This window comes from Rhodanobacter terrae (assembly GCF_042657005.1).
Lineage (GTDB): Bacteria > Pseudomonadota > Gammaproteobacteria > Xanthomonadales > Rhodanobacteraceae > Rhodanobacter > Rhodanobacter terrae.
Genome location: NZ_JBHSNG010000033.1, coordinates 19,770 through 33,148, shown reverse-complemented (window position 1 = coordinate 33,148; position 13,379 = coordinate 19,770). Strand labels below are relative to the sequence as shown.

Sequence of the window (13,379 nt, the reverse complement as noted above, 5' to 3'; positions counted from 1 at the left end):
ACTATCACGAACGCCGGAAGCAACTCGTCCCGAGCATCGTGGCGTTGCTGAATGACCGCAGCGACGACCTTCATCACTAGGCAGCCTCCGATCCAGTGCTCTCGTGGGTCATCGTGTTGCGGGAAAGGCCTGCATCTGCGGTTGAATAGCGCCTCCCGTCTGAACGTGAATGACGGTGAGGCGCGTTGATCGGGCGTAAGCGCCCGCTGCCCGCACCTTGAAGGTGACAGAAGCCTATGCCAGCGGCAGCAAGGATGCGATGTCGCGATCCTTGGTGGTGGGTAGGCGAGTGAGGGTATGCACACGCGACCGCAACCTGCTTCGTCTTCGACGTGCCAGCCAGTAGCGCCAGCTGACTGCAAGCCCAAAGCCCCGGCCTGACGTTCACACTTGCGGCTGAGCGCCTCGAAAGCCCGAAAGAGTGGAGCGGCGTGGCAGTTGGGGCCGAGCGTGCATGGAACTGGTACGCACGGGCGCATTGGCAGGCCGCGCTCATAGCGAGTGGATCGTTTCGCGATTGCTTCGCCACGCGGCCAACGCCTCATCCCCGTCCATTCGACAAACGCAGCCATGGATGCCCTGCGTACAGCGATGAAGTTGACCAATCGAACCAATCGGTGGTGATCAGCTCGCCGGCATCCTGACCAGCGGGATGGCTGGCGGGTTGCCCTTTTCGTCCTCGATATCCATCTCGATCAATGCAACACCAGACAGTGGCTTTGCCTTGGCGGCGTTCCGCACGGTGCCGAATACCCGGCAACCCCGCTTGGCAAACTTCTCTGCGGTGGCGCGTCCGATGCCCGACGACACACCGGTCACAACGACGACTTTGGGATTCGACATGGCAGTTCCTTTCGGCAAGAGTGAATCGGAATGAGTGGTGGCTCAGCGGTGCGCTTGCGCCGGCTTGATCTTGAACCAGATGGAATACATGGCCGGCAGGAACACCAGGGTCAAAATGGTTCCGGCAAACGTGCCGCCGATCAGCGTGTACGCGAGAGTTCCCCAGAACACCGAATGGGTCAGCGGGATGAAGGCGAAGATCGCCGCCAACGCGGTCAGAATCACCGGCCGCGCGCGCTGCACCGTCGCCTCGATCACGGCGTCGAAAGGCGCCAATCCATGTTCTGCGTTGTCCTTGATCTGCCCGACAAGGATCAGGGTGTTGCGCATGACGATGCCCGAGAGCGCAATCAGGCCAACCAGCGCATTGATGCCGAACGGCTGATTGAACAGCAACAGCGTGGGAACAACGCCGATCAGTCCGAGCGGACTGGTCGCAAACACCATGATCATGGTCGCGATCGAGCGCACCTGCAGGATGATGATGAGGAGCGTGGCCGCGATCATGATGGGAAGGAGCGGGACGATGGCCCCGTTGGCCTTGCGCGACTGTTCGATGGAGCCTGCTTCTTCGATCGTGTAGCCATCCGGCAGCTTGGCGATGATCGGCTGCAGCTGCTTCAGCATCGCCGTCGATACGTCTGGCGGTTGCAATCCGTTCGCAATGTCACCGCGTACGGTGATGGTCGGCGTGCGGTCCCTCCGGCGAAGAACGGGGTCTTCCATCTGAACATCCGCGGTTCCGACTTGCGAGAGCGGAACGCGCTGGCCAGCCGATCCCACCAGCGTGAAGCCGTTGATCTTTGCCGGATCCAGGCGAATGTCGCCAGCCGCGCGTGCCACCACTTGCACCGAGCGAATGTCCTCGCGAACGGCAGTGACCGGGATACCGCTCAGCAGGAACTGGAGTTGCTGGGCTACGGCACTCGAACTCAACCCTACCGCCTGCAACCGATCCTGGTTCAAGGTGATGTGCAAGGTGGGAACGCGCAGTCCCGCGTCGGTATTGACGGTACGCATCATCGGACTGGCGCGCATGACCGCCTTGACCTGCGTGGCGATCGCACGAAGTTCTTCCTGGTCCGGCCCCATGACGCGGAAAGCCACGGGAAATGGCGAGGGCGGGCCGAACACGATCTGGGTGACGCGCACCCGCGCCTCGGGCGCCAACCCGTCGGCCACCGCCTGGCGCAGTCTGTCCTCGAGCGCATCCCGTTCCTTTTCACCATCTGTGAGCACCACGATCTTGGCGAACGACGGATCGGGCAATTCAGGCGCCATCGCCAGGAAGAAGCGTGGAGCGCCCTGGCCAATGTAGGACGTGACGATCTTTGCCGCCTTCTGTTTCGCCAGCCAGGCCTCGACCTTGGCCGTTGCCGCGCTGGTCTGCTCGATCGAGGTGCCATACGGCATCTGCACCTCGACAAGCACTTCCGGTCGATCCGACGTCGGGAAGAACTGCTTCTTGACTAACCCCATGCCGACGATGGCCAGCGCAAACATTCCGATGACCGCTCCGGCCACCCACCATTTGCGGGCGATGACCCGACCCAGCACGCGGCGGAAGCGGTTGTAGTGCGGCGTGTCGTAAATGGTCCTCTCGCCGCCTTCGATCTTCGGTATGTCCGGCAGCAACTTCACACCGAGGTACGGTGTGAAGACCACGGCGACGATCCATGAAGTGATCAGCGCAATGCCCACGATCCAGAACATGTTGTGGGTGTATTCACCCGCGGTGGACCGGGCAAAGCCGTTGGGTAGGAAACCGACGACCGTGACGAGGGTGCCGGCCAGCATGGGCGCGGCCGTATGACTCCACGCGTAGGCGGATGCCTGGACCCGGGTGAAGCCTTCCTCCATTTTTACCACCATCATCTCGATGGCGATGATGGCGTCGTCAACCAGCAGACCCAGGGCGAGGATCAGCGATCCGAGCGTGATACGGTCGAAGTTCTTTCCCGTGGCTGCCATGACAACGAATACACCGGCCAGCGTCAGCGGGACGGCCGCAGCGACCACGACACCCACCCGCCAACCCATGCTCACGAAGCACACGACCATCACCACGAGCAGGGCGACAAAGAACTTGAGCATGAACTCGCCGGTTGCCGACTCGATGTTGACGGACTGGTCCGTCACTTTCGTCAGGCTCACGCCTAGCGGCAATCCGGCATTGATCCTGGCGACCTCCGAATCCAGCGCCTTGCCCAGCGTCAGGCCGTTCCAGCCGTCACGCATCACGATGCCCAGCAGCAACGCCTGCTTGCCACCGTTGCGGACCAGAAGGGCCGGAGGATCTTCGTAACCACGCTTCACCTGGGCGACATCCGATAGCCTGAGCGTCCGCCCGCGGGCGACGATCGGTGTGTCGCGAATCTGCTGCAGCTTGTCGAAGGCACCGTCCAGGCGAATGAAGACCTGCGGCCCCTGAGTGTCGATCGAACCCGCCGGTGTGAGGAGGTTCTGGCTGTTGAGCGCCGCGAAAATGTCCTGCGGCGAAACGCCCAACGTCGCCAGGCGGTCATGGGAGAAGGACACGAAGATGCGTTCGGGTCGCTCGCCGACGAGGTTGACCTTCTCTACGCCCGCGACATGCAGCAGGCGCTGGCGCAGTGCCTCCGCCTCACGCACCAGCAACCGTTGCGGTTCGCCCTGTGCTTTCAAGGCGAACAGCGCGAAGGTCACATCCGAATATTCATCGTTCACCATCGGGCCGATCACGCCCGCCGGCAGCTGTGCCGATTCGTCGTGGATCTTCTTGCGTGCCTGGTAGAACTGCTCCTGCACTTGCGATGGCGGTGTGTTGTCGCGCAGCTCCACCACGGTGAAGGCCAGGCCGGGACGGGTATACGTCTCCGTGTGGTCGTACCAGCGCAACTCCTGCATGCGCTTTTCCAGGGGCTCGGCGACCTGATCCTGCATCTGCTGGGCCGTTGCCCCCGGCCAGGCGGTGACGACGGTCATCTGCTTGATCGTGAACGGCGGGTCTTCCGCGCGCCCCAGCTTGAGGAAGGCGATGACCCCCGCCACGGAGATCAGGATGATCAGGAACAGCGTGACAGAGCGCTCGCGGACAGCGAGCGCCGAGAGATTGAAGCCGCTCACTGTAAGCCTCCGCGTTCCACGATCTCAGCCGTCTGCGTGGCGACAGGTGAGGGCCGGACCTTTTCGCCGTCATGCAGCAGCTGGGCACCGAGCGCCACGACCGGCGTGCCCGCCTTGAGTTCGCCGTCGAGTCCGTCAACGCGCGCGGCATCGTCGGTCAGGCCGAGCACGGTGACGGGACGCCATGCGACATGGGCCGGAGTGCCGGTGACCACCCAGACGCCCGTGCCCTTGCCCGGATCGAGAACGGCACCGATCGGTACCTGCATCCCGGTCTGCGCAGAACTTTCTTTGCCCGGTATGCGGATGGTGACCGTGGCACCGAGCGGCGCATGGGCAAGTGCACCCGCGAGTACATATCGCGCTTCATAGGTACGCGTCAGGGGATCTGCCGCATCCGAGAGCTGTCGCAACTTCGCGGGTGCGGTCAGCCGGTCCCGGCCGTACAGCGCGGCCTCGCCCTCGGAACCGATGGCCGGGCGCACGGTTTCAGCCAACTGGACGATGGCTTCGCGAGGGCCTGCGTGTGCAAGACGCACCACGACTTGGCCCGCACTGACAACCTGGCCGGGCTCGGCCAGCGTGTCCACGACGACGCCGTCGGCGTCGGCCAGTAATACGGCGTAGCTGGATGCGTTGTTCGCTACATCGGCCTGCGCCTCGGCCGCCTGGAGGTCGGCGCGGGCGGAGTCGGCCGCCGCCTTGATCCGACCATAGGCCGACGCCGATACCGCGCCAGCAGCCACCAGGCCGCGATAGCGAGCTTCATCTTCGGCTGCTTGCTTGGCCCGGGCGCGGGCCGCGGCAACCGCCTGCTTCCGTGCGGACGCATCCAGCCGCAGGTCGATCGGATCGATTCGCATGAGCGCCTGGCCACGCTTGACTGTCTGTCCTGTATCGACCAGGCGCTGCAGCACCTTTCCGGCGACACGAAAACCCAGGTCGCTCTGAATCCGGGCACCTACGACGCCGGTGAATGAAAGCGACGCAGTGGGCGCCACCGTGACCGGTGCGACCCCGACCAAGGGAGCCTCGGTGCGCGGATCGGAAGCGTGTTTGTTGCCGCATCCCGCCAGGGCGAGTGGCAACAGGCATATGACGGATGACGCAATGTGGCGGCGACGCATGAGGTCCTTCCTCGCAAGACAGGACCTTCATTTTCATTCGAGTGACTAAATTAGTCAATAGTCACTTGTGATCCCCATCCAGTCATGGCGCCAGGCTGCGCAGGACCAGACCGGAAAGCTGCGTTGCGGCCTCGGCAGCGAGGTCGAGATTGTGCTGGAGCAACAGCGGGTCGACGTAGGGCCGCATCACCAGATAGATGGCGCTGGCGGTCTCGTCCAGCGGGGTCTTGCGCTCGAATTCGCCCGAATCACGACCTTCGACGATGATTTGCGTGATGAGCTGCTTGATATGTTCTTCATAGGCCAGCACGGAGGGCCATGGCCCGCTGGCCGCTGCGGCGGCAATGTCGTAGAGCTTGCGGTCGTGGAAAAACAGGTCGCTGCCGGCTTTCACAAGCGCCCGGAACATCCGGCGCAAACGCTCGGATGCAGTGGGAGCATCGGAAATGGCCTCGCCCACGGCCGTCATGATCGTGCTCAGGCAGCCGGAACAGATCACTTCGCCGATCGCTTGTTTGGAACCGAAGAACTTGTAGATGTAGGCCTTGGAAAAGCCGATGGCTTTGGCGAGGTCGGAAACGGTCGTCTTCTCATAGCCGAAATGGCTGAAGTGCTCGGTTGCAGCGTCGACGATCTGGGTGCGGACGTCATGGTCCAACGGTCCCCGCTCTTGCGGGACGAGGGAAGGGGTTTTGGTCATGCCAAGAGCATACCGTGGCGGTGAAACGTTGACAACGAGTGACCATATCGTAATATAGTCACTACTCAACTGCCGTCTCGAGGACACCTCATGCTTCCCCGCCGTTCTCTCGCTCTTCTACTGTGTGCCAGCGCCATCGCCGGTTGCGCAGTGGGTCCGGATTATCGCCGGCCCGACGCACCGCTTCCGGCTCACTACATGGGGCAAGCGGCGGTTGAACAACAGCATGCTGCAAGCACTGCCGACCTCGCGACATGGTGGCTGGGCTTTGACGATACGCTGCTGTCGCACTTCGTATCGCTGGCCCTTGAGCAGAACCTGGATCTGGCGCAAGCGTCGGCACGTGTCACGCAGGCGCGCGCGGCGCTCGGAGGCGCCGACGCCGCGCTGCTTCCTTCGGGCAACATCAATGGATCGGCGGCCCGGGCACACCAGTCGATCGAGACCCCGTTGGGGAAAGTGCTCAATGCCACGCCCAACTATGACCGATGGGGCAACGCCTATGAGGCAGACCTCGGCGCCAGTTGGGAAATGGATATTTTCGGTGGGCTGAGCCGCGGACGCGAGGCGGCGCTGGCGGACTACCAGGCATCGGAAGCTGGCGTCGCTGCCACGCGGCTGGAAGTCGCCGCCCAGACTGCGGATACCTACATCGCCATTCGGGGGCTGCAGACCCGTCTCGAGATTGCCCAGCGGCAGGTGAAGGTCGAGCAAGAGCTACTGGCGAAAGTCAACTTGCTCTACGGCAGGGGCCTTGCTGCCGAATATCAGGTAAGGCAAACGGAGGGGGAGCTGGCCCAGGTCCGGGCGATGGTGCCCGTCCTTCAGACCCACCTCGATGCGGCAATGAACGCGCTGGATGTGATGCTGGGGTCGCCGCCGGGTACGCACCGGACTGAACTTGCGGCAGCCGCACCGATACCCGCCACGCCGAGGATTGCCTCCCTGGGATCGCCGGCGGATCTGCTCCGGCGCCGGCCCGACCTCATCGTCGCCGAACGGCATCTCGCTGCGGCCAATGCGAGGATCGGCGAGGCCATCTCCGAGTACTACCCGAAGTTTTCGCTCAGCGGCCTGTTGGGCAGCGCCACAGCGGTTTCCGGCGGCAACCTGTTTACCGGCGGCGCGAGCCAGGCATCGGGCGTACTGGGTCTGCGCTGGCGCCTGTTCGACTTTGGTCGCATCAATGCGCAGATCGAGCAGGCCAAGGGTCGGGATGCGGAAGTGCTGGCCGCGTATCGCCAAGCCGTTCTTCGCGCAACCGAGGATGTCGAGAACGCCTTCTCGGCATTGGTCAACCGCGAGGACCAGGCCGTCACGCTGAGCCAGGGCGAAGCATCGCTGACCCGGGCGCGCGAATCTTCATCGACGGCGTATCAGAACGGTGCCGCGAGCCTGATCGACGTGCTGCATGCCGACCAGACGCTGCTGCAAACCTCGGATGCGCGAGCGCAGGCGCAAACGGAATCAGCACATGCAGCGGTCGCAGCGTTCAAGGCACTCGGAGGTGGCTGGCAGCCTCGTGAAGCCGAAGCGGTCGCCATCAAATAGAACTGTAGGGGTAGAACTGGGGATGCTCTGATCCATTCTACGTGGGCGGCATCACCCCATCATTTTGAGTTCAATGCGTTGGGGCCGTGATTGTCTGTCCGCACGCCTTCGGTCCACCGTCTCGACAGCCGGCCAGTCTGCCCTCCTCGCTCCTCAAAGCCGCGACCATCCCTGGCCGCTCCCCGCGTGTGCCGACGGCCCTGTGGTCTGCGAACAGACGGTCAGGTGACGCCTGCGTAGAACGGATCAGAGCATCCCTAGTGACCGATAAGCGCAACCACAATACCCGCAACCAAAAGCAGGGCCGCCGCCCGGGCATAGAAATGGCTGCGGCGATCGTAGCCAGCCGATCTCGCGGCGGAAGGAACGCCATCGATCTTATTGATCAACAGATGAGAGTTCAGGAGTAGGGATATTCCAGCAAGGAGCCCGCCGGCAGATACAAGCGATCCCGATGCCGAACGATGAATCATCGCGACGATTAGCGCCGTCCCTGCCGCAAGCATCACAGCCGAAATCAGCATCCGTTTGACTCTTGTGCTCAAGTGCCACCCCGTTCCATTCGACCGAAGCCCTTGCCGCGGGACAGATCAAAACCAGGTCCGATAAAAGTCAGAGTGACTGCCGCTGCCCGCCCGGAACCGGGTCGAAAACCACACCGCAGAACGCATCAGTCGTGCCTCTTTGCAGAGCAGACCTTCAAGCCTCGACGCTCAATGCACGCCCTTCCCGCCAGGACTGCGTCGCCAGCTCGGCCAGCTCAAGCGCCTTGATGCCGTCCTCGATCGTGGTGCGCACGGGCGTGCCGCTGCTTAGCGCATCGAGGAAGTGCTGGATCTCCAGCGCGTAGGCGTCGCGGTAACGTTCCAGGAAGAACGCCTCGGGTTTGTCGCTGCTGATAGCCTGCTCGCTCCAGGCGATCACCTGGGTGGGGCGTACGTTGCCGGCTTGCAGCAAGCCGTGGCTGCCCAGCACTTCGAAGCGCTGGTCGTAGCCATAGGCTGCGCGGCGCGAGGTGTTGATCTGGCACAGCGCGCCGGTGTTCGTGCGCAGCGTCACGGCGGTGTGCGACAGATCGCCGGCCGCGGCGATGTCGGGCAGGCCGGGGCAGCCGCCGGTGGCGTGGACGCTGACCGCTTCGCCGCCCAGGATCCAGCGGAAGATGTCGAAGTCGTGGATCAGCATGTCCTTGAACACGCCGCCGGATTGCGCGATGTAGCTGTGCGGCGGCGGCGCGGGGTCGCGGCTGGTGATGACCAGCATTTCCGGCACGCCGATCTCGCCGGCGTCCAGCCGCTGCTTGAGTGCGGCGAAGGTGGGGTCGAAGCGCCGCTGGAAACCGATCATGCAGGTCACGCCCGCCTTGCGCACCGCGGCGGCGCAGGCGCGGGCGCGTTCGACCTCGAGGTCGACCGGCTTCTCGCAGAAGATCGCCTTGCCGGCTGCGGCGGCACGCAGGATCAGGTCGGCGTGCGTGTCCGTGCTCGAGCAGATCATCACCGCCCCGACGGCCGGATCGACCAAAGCTTCCTCCACCGACGAGGTCCGCGCGCCGTGTCGTTCGGCCAGCGTATGGGCGGCTGCTGCATTCACGTCCGCCACGTAGCGCAGCCGCGCGCCGGCATGGCGCGCGAGGTTGCCGGCATGGATGGTGCCGATGCGTCCGGCGCCAAACACGGCGACGTCAATGCGTTCAATCATCGTACCCGCCATGGTGCGTGGTCTCCTCGACCTTGAGTTCGAGCTTGTAAGCCAGTGCCACGAACAAGGACTGGCACAGGCAGATCGTGCTGGTCAGCCCGCGGAAGGCGAACGCGCTGCCTTCGCTCACCTTCAGCGTCACGCGGGCCTCGCGGCCCAGCGGACCCAGCGCGCTGTCGGTGATGGCCAGCACGTTGGCCTTGTGTTGATGGGCGACGCGGCTGCAATAGAGTGTTTCCCTGCCATACGGAGGGAAGCTGATCGCGATGAGCACGTCGTTCTTGCCGATGCTGCGTACCTGCTCGCGGTACATGCCACCCAGGCCGCTCACCAGATGCACCCGCTTGTGGGTGTGCTGCAAGGCATAGACCAGGTAGCTGGCGATGCTGAAGGTACGGCGCACCGCCACCACGTAGATGTTCTCGGCCTTCACCAGCAGGTCGACCGCCGCGTTGAACTGTTTGCTGTCGAAGGTGCCGGCCAGTTCGTCCAGCCCCGCGCGGCTCGCGTCGATGAACCGGCGCGCGATCTGGGCGGAGCCCATCGCCTGGCTGCCATCCGCAATGACCTGGCGGACGCGTTGCTGGTAGCTGCGCGTGGGCGTGACCGTCTCGGTGTAGTTGCTGCGGAACACCGACTGCAGCTCGCGGAAACCGGAAAAACCGAAACGCTTGGCGAAACGCACCACCGCCGAGGGATGCACGCCGCTGCCCTCGGCCACCTCGCCGATGCGCTGGACCATGATGTTCGCGCGCTGCTGCTCGAGGTAGCTGGCGATGTTCTGCAGCTGGTGAGGCAACGTTTCGAAGTCGCGCGCGATGCTCAGCAACAGTTCGTCGACTGTCTTCTGATTGCTCATGGATTAAGTCGCCGGTTGAGTGTGGTGCGCGGCCAGTGTAGCAATCCGCCGGCGCACTGCGATCGCGAGGATCGAAGCCGGCATCGTCGTTGCGCGCGGTGGCATGCAGGCAGCGGCATGCATGCCCGTGTCATGGTTTGGCATCGGCCACGATGGCCTGCGGCCGCCAGTCCGCTGCCCAGCGCGACGGTCGCGGGCCCATCACGAAGTCCAGCGTGCCGCCGGCCATGATCTGCTGGTAGCGGATCATCGGGACATCGAGCGGCTTGCCGTTGAGCGCGGCCGACTGGATGTAGACGTTGCCAGGGGAGTCGCCCTTCGCGTTCACCGTGAAAGTCTTGCCGTTCGCCAGATGCAGCGTGACGCGGGTGAACAGCGGGCTGCCTATCATGTATTCGGCCGAAGCCGGGTTGAGCGGGTAGAAGCCCATCGCGGTGAACACGTACCAGGCGGACATCTGGCCGCAGTCCTCGTTGCCGAGGATGCCGGTGGGCGTATCCGAGTAGGCGCCGCCGGCGATCTCGCGCACCCGGGCCTGCGTCTTCCACGGCGCGCCCGCGAAGTCGTACAGATAGCCGTAGTGGTGGCTGGGCTCGTTGTCGTGGTGGTTGTGGCCGCCGCTGAAATGCGCGTCCAGCTTCGCCTCGGCAGCGGCGGGTCCGCCCAGCAAGGCCACGGTGCCGGGAATGTCATGCAGCGCGGCAAACAGATAGACCCACTGGTCGCCCTCGGTCCAGCCGTCGTCGGGCGAGGCCCAGGAGCCATCGGCATTGCGCGCCTGCATGAAGCCGCGCGCCGGATTGAACAGCTTGCGGTAGTCGAGTGAGCGCTCGAGGAAGTGCGCCTCGTCCTGCGCATGCCCGGTGGCCCTGGCCACCTGGGCCACCGCGTAGTCGTCGTAGGCATCCTCCAGCGTGCTCGATGCCGATTCGGCCACCTTGTCGGCGGGGATGTAGCCCAGTTTCAGGGCATAGCTCAGGCCCGCCCGTGCTTCGTAAGGCGTATGCGGCTCGCGGTCGAACCAGCGCCGCGTGGTGTCGCCGTCCGGCGGCGTGGTGGCGTCCTTGTGCACGGCCGCGTAGGCGCGCTGCCAGTCGAAACCCTTGAAGCCCTTGGCGATCGCCTCGGCGACCAGCGAATCGGCATGGGTGCCGATCATGATGTTGGTATAGGACGGATTGGGCCACTTCGGCATCCAGCCGCCCTCGTCGGCGTCCTGCAGCAGCGCCGTCACCATGTCGTCGATGCGCTCGGGCGCGAACAAGGTCAGCAAGCTGTTTTCGGCGCGGAAGGTGTCCCAGATCGAATAGTCGGTGTAGGAGACACCCGCATGCACCTTGTCGTCGAAGGCGCTGTAGTAATGCCCGTGTTCGGAGAACAGCCGCGGATACAGCAGCGCGTGATAAAGCGCCGTGTAGAAGATCCGTCGCTGCGACGCGTCCGCACCGGCGATGTCGGCCATGCCCAGCTTGCGGTTCCAGGCGGCCTTTAGCGCGTCGCGCGTCGCATCGAAATGCCACGTCGGCAACTCCGCATCGAGGTTCGCCTGGGCCTGCTCCAGACTGATGAACGAGGTGCCCATCTGCGCTTCGACCGGTTGCCCCGCGGACGTGGCGAAGGATACGAAGGCTCCGACGTTGTCGCCCTCGACCCGGAGGTTTCCCGGCCGTACCAGCACACCTTCGTAGACGCTCTGCGCGGAAAACGCCTGCTTGAAGCGCACCACGAAATAGCCTTTGAACCGGGCCAGTTTCAACGGCCCCAGGACAGCGTCCTGGCGGTCGGGGTTGTAGCCGCGGACCTCGTGCTTCTGCACGTCGACTTCCACATAGCCGTGAATGCCCGGGCGGGTCGCCTCGATGAGCACGCTGGCCGCGGATTTCGCCGGAAAGTCGAAGCGCAGGTAGCCGCAATGATCGGTCGCGGTCATCTCCGTGCGAATCTTGCGCCCGTTCCCGGCGTCCATCGTCACCGCGTAGCCATACGGCGTGGCGACCTCGTCCTTGCGCGAGAACGGCAGCTGCCGCGCCTCCGGCGCGTACTTGATGCTGTCCAGCTCCGGCATCAAGGTGACGTAGCCATAGTCGCCCATCCAGATCGCGGGCTGGTGCGTGCCGATGAAGCCCTGGATATGCGTGTCGGCGTAGTTGTAAGAGCTGACGCTGACCCGGTTCTGCCGGGTCTGCGGGGTCCAGTTGGTCATGCCGAACGGAGTGGTCGCCAGCGGCATGGTGCCGCCATATTCGGAGCCGCTGCCGGCGGTGCCGATATAGGGATCGACCCAGTCGACCGGCGTCTTCGGTGTAGCCGATGCGAACGCGGCCGTGGCCAGGGTCAGCACGAGCAGAAGGCTGCAGATCGAGAGAATACGGACACCCTTGTTGCGCATCGGGGCAGCTCCTGGTGTCGGTGAGACGCTGGCATGCATTGTCGCCCCTGGCAGCGCCGCGATGTGGCCACGCGCCGAGCCGTCGCAGCGGAAGTTCGGCATCGCCGGTGTGCTCATGGCGGCATTTCCATGAAACGGGCCACCTCGCTGGCGTCGGGCATCGCTGCAAAGGATCCGCGCCGGGTCACCGCCAGCGCGCCGCAGGCACTGGCATAGCGCAAGGCCGCCTGCAATCCAGACAGTGCGCCCACCCAGCGATCGAGATCCGCGGGTCGGACTTGCTGCTGGGCGAGCTGATGCAGCAAGCCACCCACGAAGGCATCGCCCGCGCCGGTACTGTCCACCGCATCGACGCTGTAGCCGGACAACCCGCCTTTGGCGTCGGGATGGAACCAGCGCAACGGTCGCGCCGCGTCGGTCACGATCAGCAGGCGCGTGGAGCCGCTCCACAGACGATCCAGCGCCGCGTCCTCGCCTTCTTCGGCGAGCCATGCGAATTCCTCGGCGCTCAATTTCACGACGTCGGCCAGCTGCAGCGCCGGCCAGCACCACTCGCGCGGTTCGCTGTCGCGCGGCCACAACGCGGGGCGCAGGTTCAGGTCGAAACTGACCAGCGTGCCGGCATGGCGCGCGCGTCGCATGCCCTCCAGGGTGACGGCCGCCAGCTCCGGATCGGTGAGGCTGTTGGAGCAGGCGTGGAAGGCGGCGGTGTCCTCGAACGCTTGTTCGCGGAAGTGCCCGGCGCGGAACAGCAGATCGGCGGCCGGTGGACGGTAGAAGCTGAAACTGCGTTCGCCCCACGCATCCAGTGTGATGAAGGCCAGCGCCGTGTTGGCGGCATCGGTGCGCACCACGTCCGCCGTGTTGACGCCGGCCTGCTGCAAGCTGTCGAGAAGGAAGTCGCCGAAGCGGTCGTGCGCAAGCATGCCGGCAAAACGCGCGTGGCCGCCCAGCCGTGCGATCGCCACGGCGGTGTTGGCCGGTGCGCCGCCGGCGAACGGCCGGAGCTGCTGCGCAAAGCCACGCTCGTCGAAATCCCCGGCGTGCAGGTCGACCAGTGCCTCGCCAAAGCAGAGGATGGAACGCGTCATCGGAAAAACCCCT

10 protein-coding genes are annotated in these 13,379 nt (G+C 64.5%); 1 reads left to right on the top strand and 9 read right to left on the bottom strand.

Annotated elements, in window-relative coordinates; genetic code table 11:
- Positions 1-624: 624 nt before the first annotated feature.
- From ACFPPB_RS18610 to ACFPPB_RS18595, 4 genes are all read right to left on the bottom strand, one after another.
- Positions 625-843 (bottom strand): SDR family NAD(P)-dependent oxidoreductase, encoded by a 219-nt coding sequence (locus ACFPPB_RS18610; protein ID WP_377329869.1) that lies wholly within the window; start codon positions 841-843, stop codon positions 625-627.
- Positions 844-885: 42 nt separating this feature from the next.
- Entirely contained in the window at positions 886-3,948 is a 3,063-nt protein-coding gene (locus tag ACFPPB_RS18605) for an efflux RND transporter permease subunit (RefSeq protein WP_377329867.1), read from the bottom strand.
- Positions 3,945-5,075 carry an efflux RND transporter periplasmic adaptor subunit gene (locus ACFPPB_RS18600; RefSeq protein ID WP_377329865.1) on the bottom strand — a complete coding sequence of 377 codons (1,131 nt, stop codon included), beginning with the start codon at positions 5,073-5,075 and terminating at the stop codon, positions 3,945-3,947. The genes ACFPPB_RS18605 and ACFPPB_RS18600 overlap by 4 nt, the downstream gene beginning before the upstream one ends.
- Positions 5,076-5,157: 82 nt before the next feature.
- The gene (locus ACFPPB_RS18595; protein ID WP_377329863.1) at positions 5,158-5,775 is read right to left on the bottom strand and encodes a TetR/AcrR family transcriptional regulator; all 618 of its coding nucleotides are present in this window, start codon (positions 5,773-5,775) and stop codon (positions 5,158-5,160) included.
- 90 nt (positions 5,776-5,865) lie between these two features.
- Between ACFPPB_RS18595 and ACFPPB_RS18590 the strand changes: the two genes are divergently transcribed.
- The gene (locus tag ACFPPB_RS18590) at positions 5,866-7,326 is read left to right on the top strand and encodes an efflux transporter outer membrane subunit (RefSeq protein WP_377329862.1); all 1,461 of its coding nucleotides are present in this window, start codon (positions 5,866-5,868) and stop codon (positions 7,324-7,326) included.
- 257 nt (positions 7,327-7,583) lie between these two features.
- Here ACFPPB_RS18590 and ACFPPB_RS18585 read toward each other — a convergent pair whose 3' ends face one another.
- The 5 genes from ACFPPB_RS18585 to ACFPPB_RS18565 form a co-directional block, all read right to left on the bottom strand.
- A complete protein-coding gene (locus ACFPPB_RS18585; RefSeq protein WP_377329860.1) occupies positions 7,584-7,850 on the bottom strand; it encodes a hypothetical protein in 267 nt (88 codons plus the stop codon).
- 175 nt (positions 7,851-8,025) lie between these two features.
- The gene (gene iolG / locus ACFPPB_RS18580) at positions 8,026-9,027 is read right to left on the bottom strand and encodes an inositol 2-dehydrogenase (RefSeq protein ID WP_377329858.1); all 1,002 of its coding nucleotides are present in this window, start codon (positions 9,025-9,027) and stop codon (positions 8,026-8,028) included.
- Complete coding sequence (locus ACFPPB_RS18575; protein WP_377329855.1) at positions 9,020-9,886, bottom strand: MurR/RpiR family transcriptional regulator; 867 nt, start codon at positions 9,884-9,886, stop codon at positions 9,020-9,022. The genes iolG and ACFPPB_RS18575 overlap by 8 nt, the downstream gene beginning before the upstream one ends.
- Positions 9,887-10,016: 130 nt before the next feature.
- Complete coding sequence (locus ACFPPB_RS18570; RefSeq protein ID WP_377329853.1) at positions 10,017-12,392, bottom strand: GH92 family glycosyl hydrolase; 2,376 nt, start codon at positions 12,390-12,392, stop codon at positions 10,017-10,019.
- Positions 12,389-13,366, bottom strand: a complete 978-nt coding sequence (locus ACFPPB_RS18565; RefSeq protein ID WP_377329852.1) for a carbohydrate kinase family protein — start codon at positions 13,364-13,366, stop codon at positions 12,389-12,391. The genes ACFPPB_RS18570 and ACFPPB_RS18565 overlap by 4 nt, the downstream gene beginning before the upstream one ends.
- Positions 13,367-13,379 lie beyond the last annotated feature (13 nt).

What these genes read in the sequence shown, in the direction of transcription:
- ACFPPB_RS18610 (WP_377329869.1), bottom strand. Translation starts at nt 843, where the DNA reads ATGTCGAATCCCAAAGTCGTCGTTGTGACCGGTGTGTCGTCGGGCATC.
- ACFPPB_RS18600 (WP_377329865.1), bottom strand. Translation starts at nt 5,075, where the DNA reads ATGCGTCGCCGCCACATTGCGTCATCCGTCATATGCCTGTTGCCACTC.
- ACFPPB_RS18595 (WP_377329863.1), bottom strand. Translation starts at nt 5,775, where the DNA reads ATGACCAAAACCCCTTCCCTCGTCCCGCAAGAGCGGGGACCGTTGGAC.
- ACFPPB_RS18590 (WP_377329862.1), top strand. Translation starts at nt 5,866, where the DNA reads ATGCTTCCCCGCCGTTCTCTCGCTCTTCTACTGTGTGCCAGCGCCATC.
- ACFPPB_RS18585 (WP_377329860.1), bottom strand. Translation starts at nt 7,850, where the DNA reads ATGCTGATTTCGGCTGTGATGCTTGCGGCAGGGACGGCGCTAATCGTC.
- iolG (WP_377329858.1), bottom strand. Translation starts at nt 9,027, where the DNA reads ATGATTGAACGCATTGACGTCGCCGTGTTTGGCGCCGGACGCATCGGC.
- ACFPPB_RS18575 (WP_377329855.1), bottom strand. Translation starts at nt 9,886, where the DNA reads ATGAGCAATCAGAAGACAGTCGACGAACTGTTGCTGAGCATCGCGCGC.
- ACFPPB_RS18570 (WP_377329853.1), bottom strand. Translation starts at nt 12,392, where the DNA reads ATGAGCACACCGGCGATGCCGAACTTCCGCTGCGACGGCTCGGCGCGT.
- ACFPPB_RS18565 (WP_377329852.1), bottom strand. Translation starts at nt 13,366, where the DNA reads ATGACGCGTTCCATCCTCTGCTTTGGCGAGGCACTGGTCGACCTGCAC.